Genomic DNA, 12830 nt, shown 5'->3' with positions numbered 1-12830 from the left:
CCCGCCGCGCCGCCGGCGCCCCGGCGGCCGCGCCGGCCCGCATCGCGGCCAGCCTCATGCGCCTCACGCGCCGCCCCCGCGCTTGCTGATTCCCTCGTGCGCGAGCGTGAAGCTCTGGGTGGCGACCAGCGTCTGCCCGGCATCGATCTGCGGCCCCTGCCACTCGATCGGCCAGGCGTTCAGGAAATTCCAGGCGATGGTGGTATTGCCGAGGTTGTCGAGCAGGTAGATGGTGCCGTTCTTGCGCACCACCTGGCCCGACGAGGCCGCCATGAACCAGTTCCACAGCGGATCGACCGAGCTCACGCCGCCCTTGAATACCAGGTCGCTGCCGATCACCTGGCCGGGCAGCTTGTATTCCACGTCGTTGACGCCGCCCTGGCGGATCGTCTTGACCTCGTTGCGGATCTGCAGCCCGTCCACCGAGCTGAAGCCGCCCACCAGGATCCCGCCCATCTCGATGCAGAAGTTGTACGCCATGAACGGATTGGCGCTGGCGGCCGGCTGCCGCGCGGGGCTCGATCCCAAAGCCATCTCATATCCCCAGTCGAAGACTCTTCTCGCGCTCGTCGCTGTTCATGGTGTCGTTGATGCGGCTGATCCGTTCGCACCAGCGGCGGCGCTCCGCGTGCTCCATCGCCAGGATGTCCCTGTACGACCAGTGGAAGTGATACGCGATGAACGCGATCTCCTCGTAGATCTGGTCGGGCACTACAGGGAGGCGAGTTTTCCCGCGCTGTCCATCCCCGGCATCGCCACCACGTTGTCCTCGGCCTGCACCTGGTTGATGCGGTTGTAGAGATCCTGCAGATAGGCGAAATCGGCCGAGAACAGGTCCTCGACCACCTTGGTGCTGACCATGTCGAGGCTGCCCAGACGCACGATCACGCGCGACAGCACGATGATCGCCAGGTACGCCGGATTGGCCTGCACGCGATGGTCCTTGAGCGGCAGGATCTCGTCGCCGGCGGTGGCCAGCCGCATCACGCCGTTGCGGTGCAGGTTGCCGTCCCCGTCGCGATAGCCGATCGGCAGCGTGAATTCGATTTCGGTGCTGATGACATTCATGGCAAGGCTCCGGTCAGGAAACGCGGGTCATGTACTGGATGGTCAGCTCGAAGGTCTCGACCATGATCTCGGTGCTGCTGGCGTTGAAGCCGGTGCTCTCGTACTTGCTCGGCCAGGCGTTGATCACGTTCCAGCGCGCGCGGGCGGTGCCGGCCGAGTCGAGCAGGATCAGCGAGACGTTCTTCTGCACCGTGTCGCCGGTCGAGCCCTGCGCGACCGCCAGCTGGTGCCAGTTGTAGAGATCGAGCGTGTCGGTGAGGCCCTTCTTGAGCGTGAGCTTGCCGTAGGTGGTCAGGCCCGAGAACGAGCGCTTGTAGGTCGGGTCGGTGCCCTCGCGATACTCGGTGGTCTCGATCGTGCTGTCGGGGATCGTCGCTTCGGAAAACGAAGCGATCTGGATGCCGGAGATTTCCACCTGGAAGCGAAATCCGCGGTACGGATTGGTCAGTTGTGTCGCCATCGTGCGGCTCCGTGGTCAGGGCTGGGGCATCAGGATCCGGAATCCGGGCCGGCAGTCTTCTGCGCGATCCGGATGATCACGAATTCGGCCGGGTAGACCGGCGCGAGGCCGATGTCGATGTACATCTGGCCGAGCGCGCGCGTCTCGGGCGGATTGTTCGAGGCGTCGCAGACCACGAAGAAGGCTTCCGAGGCCTTGGCCCCGAACAGGCCGCCGGCCTGCCAGAGGGTGGTCAGGAAGGCGTCGATGTCGCGCGTGACGGCCGACCAGGTGGTCTGGTCGTTCGGCTCGAACACCACCCACTGCAGGCTCTGCTTGAGGCTCTGCTCGACATAGATGAACAGGCGCCGCACGCTGACGTAGGTCCATTCGCTGCCGGCCGCGGCCAGCGTGCGCGCGCCGTAGATCACGTTGCCGTAGCCGATCAGGTTGCGGATCGCGTTGATGCCGTCGGGGTTCAGCACGTCCTGGTCGGCGTCGGTGAGGGGCAGGTCGGTCATCACCACCGTCTTCAGCGAGCCGTCGTTGACGCCGGCCGGCGACTTCCACACCCCGACGCTGGAATCGGTGTTGGCGTAGCGGCCCAGCGCCGGGCCCGAGGGCGGGATCGGCACCGAGGCGCCCGAGACCGGGTTGGCGATCCACACCCAGGGGTAGTAGATCGCGCCGTAGGTCGAGTTGAGCGCGGGCGTCTTGGTGCTGCCCGAGCGGAACGCGACCATGTTCTGCACATCCAGCCCGTAGGGCGGGTCGGTCACGTAGAACAGGCTGGCCTGCTGCTCGCAGTAGTTGAGCCCGAGATTGATGGTGGTGACCTGCTGGGTGAGGCTGGGCGTGCCGCTCTGGTCGCTCATGTTGACGGTGTCGGGCATCGCCAGCAGGCTGATGTCCTGCACCGTCTGCAGCGGCGCGAAGCTCGAGGAGAAGTCCCAGGTCGGCGCGGCGCCGGCCGTGAAGGGCGTGGCGGCCTTGCTGTTGCCGGGGCGCCCGGTGCCGGTGATGGTCGCGCGCGCGAAGATCGAGTTGGCGTTGATGGCGGCGGCCAGCGCGGTGCTGGCGGTCTCGGCGGTATAGCCGTTGTAGGTCTCCAGCACGTAGTAGGACTTGCCGTTGAGCGGCTGCGGCGTGAGGTTGTTCTGCAGCACGTAGGCGCCCAGCGTCGCCGAGGCGGAGGTCGCGGTGATGCCCGGCAGCGCGGTCGGATCGATCACGATGCTGAGGTTGAAGACCGGCGAGACCGCCGTGTCGGGGCCGTTGGCATTGCTGATCACGAAGCCGAGCACGTTGTTCGGCCAGGTGCCGGGCGTCACCGCGGTCAGCTTCAGGGTGCCGGCGCTGGCGGTGGCCTGCTTGCCGGTGCCGGCCGTGTCGGGCACGCGGCTCACGTAGCAGAGCGCGCCGCCGAGCGCGAAGAACTGGTACACCGCCCACGACACCATGCCGTTCCAGACCATGTTGCCGAACACGCGCTGGTAGGCGTTCCAGCTGGTGATCAGGGTCGGGGTGTTGATCGGCCCGGTCTCGGTCACGCCGATGAAGGCCGGCGTGGAGGTGGAGGCGCCCTGGATGGTGCGCGCGCTGGGCACCTCCTGGATATAGATGCCCGGATGATAGTAGTTGGTGGCCAAGATCGTGTCTCTCTGCGGTAAGGGTCAATCACGCCTGGCGCATGGCGATGTCCAGGTACTGCATGGCGCCGGGATCCAGTTTCAGCTCGGCTTGCGCGCTGGCGTAGCCGGCCTTGCTGAAATTCAGCACGACGGCGGTGCCGGGTGCCAGCCGGCCGCGCGGCGCGAGCGCGTAGCGGCCGTCGTAGCGGCCCAGGCCGGCGGTCCGGGTGGCGGCCTGGCGCGCCTCGCCGCGGGCGCTGGCGTAGCGCGCCTCGACCTGCACCCCGGCCAGCGGCTGGCGGGTGGCGGCCGCCAGCACCTGGCCGCGAACCAGGGTGGTGCCGGGCGGGAACGGGTAGAGCGGGCCCGGCTCCAGCACGCAGGAGACGATCGCCTCGGCCAGCGGCAGCGCGAGCGGCACCTCGAAGGCCACCTGCTGCGCGAAGAACGGCGGCGCGGCCGCGACCAGCCGGTAGGCGCCGTGCGGCAGGCCGCCGAAGGCGTAGAAGCCGTCGCGCTTGTCGAGCGGCCGGCAGGGCTGGCCGTTGAGCGTGAAGGCCGGGCGCAGGCCCTCGAGCGGCGCGAGGCTGAAACCGTCGATCACCTGCACCACCGCGCTCAGTTCCATGGCGGCTCCCCGGCGGCCAGCTCGCCGTTCACCACGAAGTCGGATTGCAGCGTCAGCGCCGAGGGGATCCGCACCGGCGTGAGCGTGTACATCTTGGTCAGCTTGTAGGTCTTGTTCGGGAACACCGCCCAGATATTGCGCAACTGCTCGCTCGAGTCGTGTTCCGGCACGATGTCGATCGGATCGTTGCCGGTGGCGCGCAGCAGCGGCTGCAGCAGGGCGCCGCTCAACTGCCCGACGTCGTGGAACAACTGGATCAGCCGGTCGATCAGCACCAGCTCGATCTCGGCCGACTTGCCGTAAGGCACGATCAGGTAGGTCAGGTCGACCACCAGCGGCGCCGGCGTGACGGCCAGCGCGGCCGGTTGCGGGCTCGCGCCGGGGCGCCGCGTCAGCGAGGGCGGCAGGTTGCGCAGCGCCGCATTGATCTCGGTCTGGTACAGGTAGAGCGACAGGCGCGTCTCGTCGGGCGCGTCGATCTCGCCGGGCGAGTCGAACACGATCGCCGATTCGGCCGCGAGCTCGGGCACCCGCGCGCGGATCAGCCGGCGCAGCGATTCGCTGACCGCCCTCAGGACCTGGCCGCTGTCGATCGACGTCGGCGCCATGGTCACAGCGTGAACACGGTGTCGGTCTGGCTGACCACCTGCGGCTGGCGATTGTGCACCTGGGCGAGCACGGTGATCGAACTGTCCGAGGTGGTGCGCAGGTAGACGTGGTTCAGGTCGTCGGGCGTCCAGGTGATGAAGGCGTTCAGGTAGAACTCCAGCGCGGTGCCGGCACCGCCGCCGTCCTTGCCCGCGGCCGTCACGAAGGACAGCGCGTGGTTGCCGAACGACAGCGACTGCAGCGGCAACTGGCCGTTCTGGCTCGCGAACAGCACGCCGCCGGCCTCGCTGAAGTCGGGGCCGAGCGACCAGCTGACCTTGCCCAGGCCCTTCTTGGTGCTCACCAGCACGTCGATCCGGTTGCCGGGCAGGGCGCCGCGCACGGTCAGGCAGATCGGCCGGTAGCAGCCGCCGTAGCCCGACAGCGTGGCGCTGACGCGGCCGTTGTGCCATTGCATCGGCGCCTGCGCGCCGAAGCTGGCCTGGATCACCGCCTCCTCGTTGAGCGTGCAGTAACCCTGCAGGTAGTCGACTTCCGGGTGGACCGCCAGGAACAGGGTCAGCGTGAAGCGCGCCAGGCCGCCGGCGATGTCGCCGGTGCGCAGCGTCAGCATCGCGTCGTTGAACTCGATGCCGCTCAGGCAGGGCTCGCCGCTCGCGCTCGATACCGCCAGGTTGTAGGAGAAGCCGATGCTGTCGCCGGCGCGGTCGCCCAGCGACCAGGCCACGCCCGCCGTGGTGAAGTGGATGCCGAGGTTGCTGTTCGGCGCGACGTCGAGGAATTCGAGCTGCACCGGCATCAGCCGCCAGTTCTCGTCCGGGCCGGCGGGCGGCCGCGCGGCGCCGTCCGGCGCGTCGTCGGGGTGGCCGCTGCTGGCCGGCAGCTCGGCGGTGGTCGGGGCGGCGGTCGTGTCGGGCGTCATGGCGGAAGATCCGGGCGGGTCGATGGACGTCAATCGAGGGCGAGGGCGAACGAACTGATGCCGATCAGGGTGCTGCGGTCGTCGCGGGCCTGCAGCGTCACGCTCGCGCCGGGCGGCAGGATCACGCGCCCGAGCACGGCCTCCTGCTCGGTGCGCAGGTACAGCGAGACGCGGATCTCGCGCACGTCCTGGCTGGTCTGCAGCATGATCTCGCGCGCGTTGACCAGGAACTGGCTCAGGTACATCACCGGGTCGCTGACGCAGGACAGCGACAGGCCGACCTGCTGGCGGCCGGCACCGTCGCTCCAGATCGCCTGCTGGTCGGCGCGCAGGCTCAGGAAGGCATTGCTGTTGGCGCGCAGGTTCGCGAAGCTCAGCGTGACCGGCTTGAAGACGGCGACGTCGCGATAGATCCGCGCGTTCAGCGCATGCGACGGATTCGCGACGCGATGCCCCTCGACGGTGCGCCGCGCGCGCGGCGGCAGCGAATCGCGCTCGCTGGCGATCGCCGCGCGCAGCGCCTCGGGGCTGGGCGCGCGTGACGGGTTCGCCGCGGCGACCGGCGCGGCGGCGCTGGCTGTTTCGACGGGCAAAGCGCTGGCCTTGCCGCCGGCGGTATCCCGGCCGGCGGTTTTGTCTTTCCTGTCCATGAGGCAGGTTCCGTCAGTTGGGTAGCGGGATCGTGAAGTTGCCCGGTTGGATGCTGCCCGCATTCTCGTAGCCGACGAATTGATAATGGACGCTCGCCGACGCATTGCCGAGCAATTTCATGGTGCCGGCAATCGAGCTGCCGCTGGTCGAGAAAGAGACATTGACCGAAACGGTATTGCCGCCGGTCGCGCCATGGGATTGCACCGCGATTTTCGATTGCTGGACGATCAGATATTCGAGCGGAGGGAGCGAATCCGTCGAGGAGGAAAGCTGGACCGCTTCATTGCCGGTAAGGGTAATCGCGCTGGGCGAATTGAAACCCAGTTGCGCGGACAATGGGTCCTGCGAGGAATCGGTCCGGAACGTAAATGAAATCGTATAGTTCATTTTCAAGGTCTCCGCATATATTGCCCGTGCCGGGATGCCATTGGCCGATGAAAACGAATGGCCGCCCCCGAATATCCCCGACCGGTTCCGGCAGGCCGGAACCGGTATCGCGCCGCGCGGGCCGGCTCAGCCGTTGATCCGGAAATCCGAATAGGTAGAGTTGACGACCTGGGAGACCTGTTCGTTGATCGAGACCTTCACCACGATGCCCGAATCGGACGAGGACTTGAGCGTGAGGTCCTTGGTGCCCTGCAGATAGGCGGCGAACAGCTTGAGGTTGAAGCCGATCTGGCCGCCCGAGCCCGCGCCGGAGGTCTCGACGCGGATTTCCGAGGCGGTGATGCGAAAGCCCGTGAGCGGCAGCTCCTCGCCCGAGGTCATGTCGATGCTGATGCCCGGCGAGCCGCTGAAGTCGGCGCCGGTGCTCCACGCCACGTCGTGGTCCGAGGTGTCCATGTCGATGATGATGGTCTGGGAAGGCTGCGCGTTGGTGATGGAGAAAGTCACGTTCGCGTAGTTCGGCGTATCGGTCGTGCTCATGGTCTTCAACCCTCTATATATTCGACTCAGCTGGTCTATGGCCCTCGGTATCCATTTCTCCACGCGTGTCGCGAAGCAGATCGAATCGCCGTTGCCGCCCCGGAATAGCGTTAGTTTGATTACTGAAAAACGAGGGTGTGTCGTGGTGCAGCTAGACAATAGCGGTTAACAAACACCGATGCAAATTGTTTTTGATTCGGGTTTTTGCTTAAAAAAGTTTGATGTTTTCAGGGATTTAGCGGGATCTTTAATATATCTACCTATCCACTTTTTTCGAAGAAAGTGACAGGTTGAAATTTATTTTGGCTGTAACCGGATTGACGCGAATTGCGATTAGGAAGGTTTGTTTCGAATTGAAAGCTTGATATCAAAATGAAGTGGGAAAAGGCGCGGGCATGCGCGGCGCGCGCCGGTCGGCGGCATCGTGATTCATTCGCACTGCAGAGTGTCGTGGCCGGCAGGCCCGCATCCGCGGGCCGGTGCCTAGGATGCGTGGTAGCGCGAGTCGGCGGGAATCTCGTCGGGCAGCGGCTCGCCGGCGATGTCGAGCAGCGAGCGCTCGATCTGGCGCGTCAGCGTATCGAGCGCGAGATGATGCGGGCCGGTGCCGAAGGGCTCGGCGATATGCCCGGCGATGGTGTCGAGCGCGATCAGCGTGTACGAGACGAACACCGACACGAAGGGCGTGGCGAAGCCGATCGAATCGACCAGCCCGAACGGCAGCATCACGCAGTACGAATAGATGGTCCGGTGCAGCAGCACGTGATAGGGGAAGGGGATCGGCGTCGAGGCGATGCGCTCGCAGCCGGCCAGCTTCGCGCCCAGCTCGTCGAGCTGCGCGTCGAGCATCCACAGATGCGTGTCGCCGAGCTTGCCGGCGCGCTGGCGCTCGGCAAGCTGCCGGCGCAGCGCGTGCAGGATCGCCACCGGCTTGAAATGGGCCGCCTCGATGCGCGCGAGGCAGTCCGCGTCGAGATAGCGCGCGAGATCCTCGGCCGGATCGGTCTGGCGCAACTGGTGCTTCATCGCGTAGACGAAGGCGATGGTGGTGCGCGTGAAGGCGGCGCCGTCGTCGGTGCCGCCGTAGGAGAGCGCCTGCGAGACCAGCGCGCGCGTCGAGGTCAGCACGCCGCCCCACAGCTTGCGCGCTTCCCAGTAGCGGTCGTAGCTGACGTTGTTGCGGAACGCGGCGAAGATCGCCAGCGCCAGGCCGGCGAGCGTGAACGGGGTGGGATTGAGCGGCACCTTGGTGCCGAGGATGCGGCCGTCGGTGAGCAGGGCCAGCAGGCTGATCACGGTCATCACCGCGAGCTGCGGCAGGATCGATTGCAGCACCGAGCCGTTCCAGACGAACAGCATCCGGAACCAGTGTTCGCGCGGGCGAATGATCATGACGGCAACTCCGGTGCGACGGGTGAGGCAGGCAACACTACCAGAAACGGGACGTCACGCCGACGAATCGCGGCGGGGAAGGGTTCGTGGGGTTCCCGGGTTCGGAACCGACGAAGCGCGGGCGGCGTCGCCTCGGCCGTCAGGCCGGCGCGAGCCGCCTGCGCCCGTGCCTCAGGCCGCCGCGCGCGCGGCGGCCGTCACCGAGCGATGCATCAGCACCGGGATCGACTTCGAGGTGGGCGTGTTCGCGATGTCGGCCGTGCTGTCGAGCGGCACCAGCGGATTGGTTTCCGGGTAGTAGGCACCCAGGCAACCGCGCGGGATGTCGTATTCGACCAGCAGGAAACCGTCGGCGCGCCGTTCGATGCCGTCGTGCCAGACCGTTTCGAGATCGATCCAGTCTCCGGCCTCGAAGCCCAGCATCGCCAGGTCGTCCTTGTTGGCGAACACCACGCGGCGCTGGCCGAACACGCCGCGATAGCGGTCGTCGAGCGCGTAGATGGTGGTGTTGTACTGGTCGTGCGAGCGCGTGGTCATCAGCGTCAGCAGCTTCTCGCCGTGCAGGGCGCGGGCGCGCTGGATCGGCGTGTCGGTCGGCATCGGATGCGCCACGAAGTTCGCCTTTCCATTCGGCGTGATCCAGTCGCGCTCGCGCGAGGCCACGCGCAGGTGGAAGCCGCGCGGCTGCGCGATGCGCTCGTTGTAGTTCTCGAAGCCCGGCAGCACCGCCTCGATCGCGTCGCGCACGCGTGCGTAGTCGTCGATGTAGGCTTGCCAGTCGACGCTGTCGTGCGGGCCGAACAGGGCCATCGCCATGCGCGCGACGATCGCCGTTTCCGACAGCAGGTTCGGCGAGGCCGGCTTGTTCATGCCGTAGGAGACATGCACCATGCTCATCGAGTCCTCCACCGTCACGCCTTGCGAGACGCCGTTCTGCAGGTCGATCTCGGTGCGGCCGAGGGTCGGCAGGATCAGCGCGTCGCGGCCGTGGACCAGGTGGCTGCGGTTCAGCTTGGTGGTGATGTGCACCGTCAGCGCGCAGCGTCGCAGGCCGTCCCAGGTGCGCGGCGTGTCGGGCGTGGCCATCGCGAAGTTGCCGCCCAGGCCGATGAACACGTTCAGCTTGTCTTCCAGCATCGCCTCGATGGTTTCCACCACGTCGTAGCCGTGATGGCGCGGCGGCTCGAAATCGTAGACCTGGCCGAGCCGGTCGAGGAAGGCCATGGTCGGCTTTTCCTCGATGCCGACCGTGCGGTTGCCCTGCACGTTCGAGTGGCCGCGCACGGGGCAGAGGCCCGCGCCTTCGCGGCCGATATTGCCGCGCATCAGCATCAGGTTCGACAGCATGTGGATGGTCTGCACCGAATGCTTGTGCTGGGTGATGCCCATGCCCCAGGTCGAGATCACGCGCTCGCTCCTGGCATACAGTTCGGCCAGCGAATCGATCTGCTCGTAGGACACGCCGCTCTCGGCGGTCAGCGCGGCCCAGCTCTCGGCGCGCAGGTCGTCGGCGAAGGCCTCGAAGCCGGCGGTGTGCTCGTCGATGAAGGCGGTGTCGAGCACGCGCGGCCGGCCGGCCAGCACGGCCGCGTCGTCGAACTCCAACACGCGCTTGGCGAGGCCCTTGAGCAGGGCGAAATCGCCGCCGATCACCGGCTGCACGAAGCGCGAGGAAATCTTCGTGCTGCCCATGGTGAGCATCTCGATCGGGCTTTGCGGATCGGAGAAGCGTTCCAGGCCGCGTTCCTTGAGCGGGTTGATCGAGACGATTGTGGCGCCGCGCTTGGCCGCCTCGCGCAGCTCGCCGAGCATGCGCGGGTGGTTGGTGGCCGGGTTCTGGCCGAAGATCATCAGCAGGTCGGCGTGCTCGAAATCCTCCAGCGTGACGGTGCCCTTGCCGACCCCGACGGTGGCCGGCAGCCCGCGGCTGGTGGCCTCGTGGCACATGTTCGAGCAGTCGGGGAAGTTGTTGGTGCCGAAGCGGCGCACCAGCAACTGGTAGAGGAAGGCGGCTTCGTTGCTGGCGCGGCCCGAGGTGTAGAAGGCGGCGCGGTTCGGATCGTCGAGCGCCTTCAGGTGGCGCGCGATCAGGGCGAAGGCCGCGTCCCAGGCGATCGGCACGTAGCGGTCGCTGGCCGCGTCGTAGACCATCGGGTCGGTCAGGCGGCCGTGCTGCTCGAGTTCGTAGTCGGATTGCTCGAGCAGGGCCGTGACGGTGTGCTCGGCGAAGAAATCGGGGCCCACGCGCTTCGAGGTGGCCTCGGCGGCCACCGCCTTCACGCCGTTCTCGCAGAATTCGAAGGTCGAGGCGTGCTGGCGATCCGGCCAGGCGCAGCCGGGGCAGTCGAAGCCGTCGGGCTGGTTCTGGCGGAACAGGGTGCGGTAGTTGCCGCCCGCCACGCGTTCCTTGATCAGGTTGATCGCCACCTGCTTGACCGCGCCCCAACCGGCGGCCGCATGGTGGTAGGGCTCGATGCGCGGGACGGGGGCTTTCTTCTTCATGGCTGCTCGGCTGTCGGAAGCCGCTTCCAGCGGCGATGGAAGCAGATTAGACGCAGTGCAACATAACGTGGGTACACACCTGATCCATCGCAAAAAGAGTACAGTTTCGTTTTCTGGATAACAGATGGCGAGCACTGTGCTTGCGTTTGCTCACAAAAGGGGCGGGATGAAGCGTTACGAGAAGCTGGCCGACGAGATCGACGAGATGATCCGGCGCGGCGTCTACCTGCCGGGCGAGCGGATTCCCTCGGTGCGGCAGGCGAGCCGCCAGCACGACCTGAGCATCACCACCGTGGTGCGGGCCTACCTGGTGCTGGAGAGCCGCGGCGCGATCGAGAGCCGGCCGCAGTCGGGCTACTTCGTGCGGGCCCGCGAGCAGGCCGCCGACCAGCCGGCGCTGCATGCCAGCACGCCGATCGCGGTGTCCTCGACGGTCGACGTGAGCCGGCTGGTGCTCTCCACGCTGCGCTCGATCGCGCGCGACGACGCGGTGCCGCTCGGCTCGCCGTATCCGGACCCGGCGCTGTTTCCCTCGCAGCGGATCGCGCGCCACATGCACGGCATCGCGCGGCGCCGCACGCGCTGGGGCGTGATGGACGACCTGCCGCCCGGCAACCCGGAGCTGATCCGGCAGATCGCGCGGCGCTACGGCGAGCGCGGGATCGCCGTCGATCCGAACGAGATCGTGGTGACGATCGGCGCGACCGAGGCGATCAACCTGTGCCTGCAGGCCGTGGCGCGGCCCGGCGACACCATCGCGGTGGAGTCGCCCACCTTCTACGCGATGCTGCACGCGATCGAGCGGCTGGGCATGCGCGCCATCGAGGTGGCCACGCATCCCGTGGACGGCATCGATCTCGATGCGCTGGCGCGCATCCTCGAGCGCGAGAAGATCGCCGCCTGCATGGTGATGCCGAACTTCCAGAACCCGCTCGGCTTTCTCATGAGCGACGAGCGCAAGGCGGCGCTGGTCGAGCTGCTGGCGCGCCACGACGTGCCGGCCATCGAGAACGACGTCTATCACGAGCTGTATTACGGCGAGGCCCGGCCCAGCGCGCTGAAGTCCTTCGACCGGCATGGGCTGGTGCTGCACTGCGCGTCGTTCTCGAAGAGCCTGTCGCCGGCCTACCGGATCGGCTGGGCGATGCCCGGGCGCTACCGCGACCAGGTCGAGAAGCTCAAGTTCCTGAATACGCTGGCCACGCCCGCGCTCGACCAGTTGGGGATCGCCGAGTACCTGCGCCACGACGGCTACGACCATCACCTGCGCCGGATCCGCAAGACCTTCGCGCAGCAGGCCAACCTGATGGGCGCGATGGTGCGGCGCTTCTTCCCCGACGGCACGCGCATCTCGCAGCCGGCGGGCGGTTACGTGCTGTGGGTGGAACTGCCGCCGGGCTGCGACGCGATCGCGCTATACCAACTCGCGCTGGCCGAGCGCATCACCATCGGGCCGGGGCATATGTTCTCGACCACCGGCAACTATCGTCACTGCATCCGGCTCAACTACAGTTATCCCTGGTCGGCGCAGATCGAGGAAGCGGTGCGCACGCTGGGCCGGCTGGTGGCGGCGGCGATGCCGGCGGGCGGCGAAACCAGGGCAGGCAAACGACGCGGACAGGATCAGGAGGAGACACGATGACGATCGATGCGGGACATGACGAGGCGCGCGGCGGCGAGCCGCCGGAAGGCGAGGGCGAGGACGGGCTCGATCCCGTGATCGTCGCGGTGCTGGGCTGCCTGCGCGACGCGCTGAGCGAGACGCCCGGGCGCGCCTGGTCGCTGGCCAAGCTCAGCAAGCGCTCGCAGGTGCCGATGAGCACGCTGCGGCGCACGCTCACCGAGCTCGACGCGGCGGGGATCACGAAAACCGAGCTCAACGAGGAGGGGATCGGTCATGCGGTGCTGACCGAGGAAGGAATCGGCTTGAGCGAGGCGCTGTTCGGCGGGCAGGGCTAGGCGCGGACGTTGGCGGCGGCGGGGCGGCCCTTGCGGTCGCCCCGCGCCGCGTCGCGTCGCATTGTGCTGGTGCGGCTCGCCCTGCTTCGATGGGCTCGCCCG

General features: G+C 67.2%; 15 protein-coding genes. 2 read left to right on the top strand and 13 right to left on the bottom strand.

The genetic code is table 11. The annotated features are described in order from the left end of the window. Positions 1-63: 63 nt before the first annotated feature. From F3J10_RS21765 to F3J10_RS21705, 13 genes are all read right to left on the bottom strand, one after another. Positions 64-534, bottom strand: a complete 471-nt coding sequence (locus F3J10_RS21765; protein WP_096750890.1) for a phage tail protein — start codon at positions 532-534, stop codon at positions 64-66. 1 nt (position 535) lies between these two features. After that, the gene (locus F3J10_RS21760; protein ID WP_013690021.1) at positions 536-712 is read right to left on the bottom strand and encodes a DUF6760 family protein; all 177 of its coding nucleotides are present in this window, start codon (positions 710-712) and stop codon (positions 536-538) included. Then, on the bottom strand, positions 712-1068 hold the full coding sequence (locus F3J10_RS21755) for a hypothetical protein (RefSeq protein WP_096750891.1): 357 nt from the start codon (positions 1066-1068) through the stop codon (positions 712-714). Before F3J10_RS21755 ends, F3J10_RS21760 begins: the two co-directional genes overlap by 1 nt. Positions 1069-1081: 13 nt before the next feature. Next, positions 1082-1528: a phage tail protein gene (locus F3J10_RS21750; protein ID WP_096750892.1), complete on the bottom strand. Its 447-nt coding sequence runs from the start codon at positions 1526-1528 to the stop codon at positions 1082-1084. A gap of 29 nt (positions 1529-1557) precedes the next feature. Beyond that, positions 1558-3156, bottom strand: coding sequence for a phage tail sheath C-terminal domain-containing protein (locus tag F3J10_RS21745; protein ID WP_167242966.1), 1599 nt, complete (start codon positions 3154-3156; stop codon positions 1558-1560). 28 nt (positions 3157-3184) lie between these two features. Then, positions 3185-3766 (bottom strand): hypothetical protein, encoded by a 582-nt coding sequence (locus tag F3J10_RS21740; protein ID WP_096750894.1) that lies wholly within the window; start codon positions 3764-3766, stop codon positions 3185-3187. Next, entirely contained in the window at positions 3757-4374 is a 618-nt protein-coding gene (locus F3J10_RS21735) for a DUF4255 domain-containing protein (protein WP_105820900.1), read from the bottom strand. Before F3J10_RS21735 ends, F3J10_RS21740 begins: the two co-directional genes overlap by 10 nt. Positions 4375-4376: 2 nt before the next feature. Continuing rightward, positions 4377-5297 (bottom strand): hypothetical protein, encoded by a 921-nt coding sequence (locus tag F3J10_RS21730; RefSeq protein ID WP_098152080.1) that lies wholly within the window; start codon positions 5295-5297, stop codon positions 4377-4379. 29 nt (positions 5298-5326) lie between these two features. Beyond that, positions 5327-5947, bottom strand: a complete 621-nt coding sequence (locus F3J10_RS21725; RefSeq protein WP_167242965.1) for a hypothetical protein — start codon at positions 5945-5947, stop codon at positions 5327-5329. A gap of 13 nt (positions 5948-5960) precedes the next feature. Beyond that, the gene (locus F3J10_RS21720; protein WP_167233154.1) at positions 5961-6335 is read right to left on the bottom strand and encodes a hypothetical protein; all 375 of its coding nucleotides are present in this window, start codon (positions 6333-6335) and stop codon (positions 5961-5963) included. A gap of 126 nt (positions 6336-6461) precedes the next feature. Further along, entirely contained in the window at positions 6462-6875 is a 414-nt protein-coding gene (locus tag F3J10_RS21715; protein WP_096750899.1) for a hypothetical protein, read from the bottom strand. A 483-nt stretch (positions 6876-7358) separates the two neighbouring features. Then, positions 7359-8267, bottom strand: a complete 909-nt coding sequence (locus F3J10_RS21710; RefSeq protein WP_167242964.1) for a bestrophin family ion channel — start codon at positions 8265-8267, stop codon at positions 7359-7361. 171 nt (positions 8268-8438) lie between these two features. After that, positions 8439-10769: an FdhF/YdeP family oxidoreductase gene (locus F3J10_RS21705; protein ID WP_167242963.1), complete on the bottom strand. Its 2331-nt coding sequence runs from the start codon at positions 10767-10769 to the stop codon at positions 8439-8441. Positions 10770-10935: 166 nt separating this feature from the next. On the opposite strand from F3J10_RS21705, the gene F3J10_RS21700 reads away from it, so the two are divergent. Next, positions 10936-12411 (top strand): PLP-dependent aminotransferase family protein, encoded by a 1476-nt coding sequence (locus F3J10_RS21700; protein WP_025102080.1) that lies wholly within the window; start codon positions 10936-10938, stop codon positions 12409-12411. After that, positions 12408-12728, top strand: coding sequence for a DNA-binding protein (locus F3J10_RS21695; RefSeq protein ID WP_025102079.1), 321 nt, complete (start codon positions 12408-12410; stop codon positions 12726-12728). The genes F3J10_RS21700 and F3J10_RS21695 overlap by 4 nt, the downstream gene beginning before the upstream one ends. The last annotated feature ends 102 nt before the right edge of the window (positions 12729-12830 follow it).

The organism is Burkholderia sp. Cy-637, from assembly GCF_011753175.1.
Classification (GTDB): Bacteria; Pseudomonadota; Gammaproteobacteria; order Burkholderiales; family Burkholderiaceae; genus Burkholderia; species Burkholderia gladioli.
The sequence above is the reverse complement of the archived record's forward strand: the minus strand, read 5'-3'. Positions and strand labels throughout refer to the sequence as shown.

What these genes read in the sequence shown, in the direction of transcription:
- F3J10_RS21765 (WP_096750890.1), bottom strand. Translation starts at nt 534, where the DNA reads ATGGCTTTGGGATCGAGCCCCGCGCGGCAGCCGGCCGCCAGCGCCAAT.
- F3J10_RS21710 (WP_167242964.1), bottom strand. Translation starts at nt 8,267, where the DNA reads ATGATCATTCGCCCGCGCGAACACTGGTTCCGGATGCTGTTCGTCTGG.
- F3J10_RS21720 (WP_167233154.1), bottom strand. Translation starts at nt 6,335, where the DNA reads ATGAACTATACGATTTCATTTACGTTCCGGACCGATTCCTCGCAGGAC.
- F3J10_RS21740 (WP_096750894.1), bottom strand. Translation starts at nt 3,766, where the DNA reads ATGGAACTGAGCGCGGTGGTGCAGGTGATCGACGGTTTCAGCCTCGCG.
- F3J10_RS21750 (WP_096750892.1), bottom strand. Translation starts at nt 1,528, where the DNA reads ATGGCGACACAACTGACCAATCCGTACCGCGGATTTCGCTTCCAGGTG.
- F3J10_RS21725 (WP_167242965.1), bottom strand. Translation starts at nt 5,947, where the DNA reads ATGGACAGGAAAGACAAAACCGCCGGCCGGGATACCGCCGGCGGCAAG.
- F3J10_RS21755 (WP_096750891.1), bottom strand. Translation starts at nt 1,068, where the DNA reads ATGAATGTCATCAGCACCGAAATCGAATTCACGCTGCCGATCGGCTAT.
- F3J10_RS21695 (WP_025102079.1), top strand. Translation starts at nt 12,408, where the DNA reads ATGACGATCGATGCGGGACATGACGAGGCGCGCGGCGGCGAGCCGCCG.
- F3J10_RS21705 (WP_167242963.1), bottom strand. Translation starts at nt 10,769, where the DNA reads ATGAAGAAGAAAGCCCCCGTCCCGCGCATCGAGCCCTACCACCATGCG.
- F3J10_RS21735 (WP_105820900.1), bottom strand. Translation starts at nt 4,374, where the DNA reads ATGGCGCCGACGTCGATCGACAGCGGCCAGGTCCTGAGGGCGGTCAGC.
- F3J10_RS21715 (WP_096750899.1), bottom strand. Translation starts at nt 6,875, where the DNA reads ATGAGCACGACCGATACGCCGAACTACGCGAACGTGACTTTCTCCATC.
- F3J10_RS21700 (WP_025102080.1), top strand. Translation starts at nt 10,936, where the DNA reads ATGAAGCGTTACGAGAAGCTGGCCGACGAGATCGACGAGATGATCCGG.
- F3J10_RS21730 (WP_098152080.1), bottom strand. Translation starts at nt 5,297, where the DNA reads ATGACGCCCGACACGACCGCCGCCCCGACCACCGCCGAGCTGCCGGCC.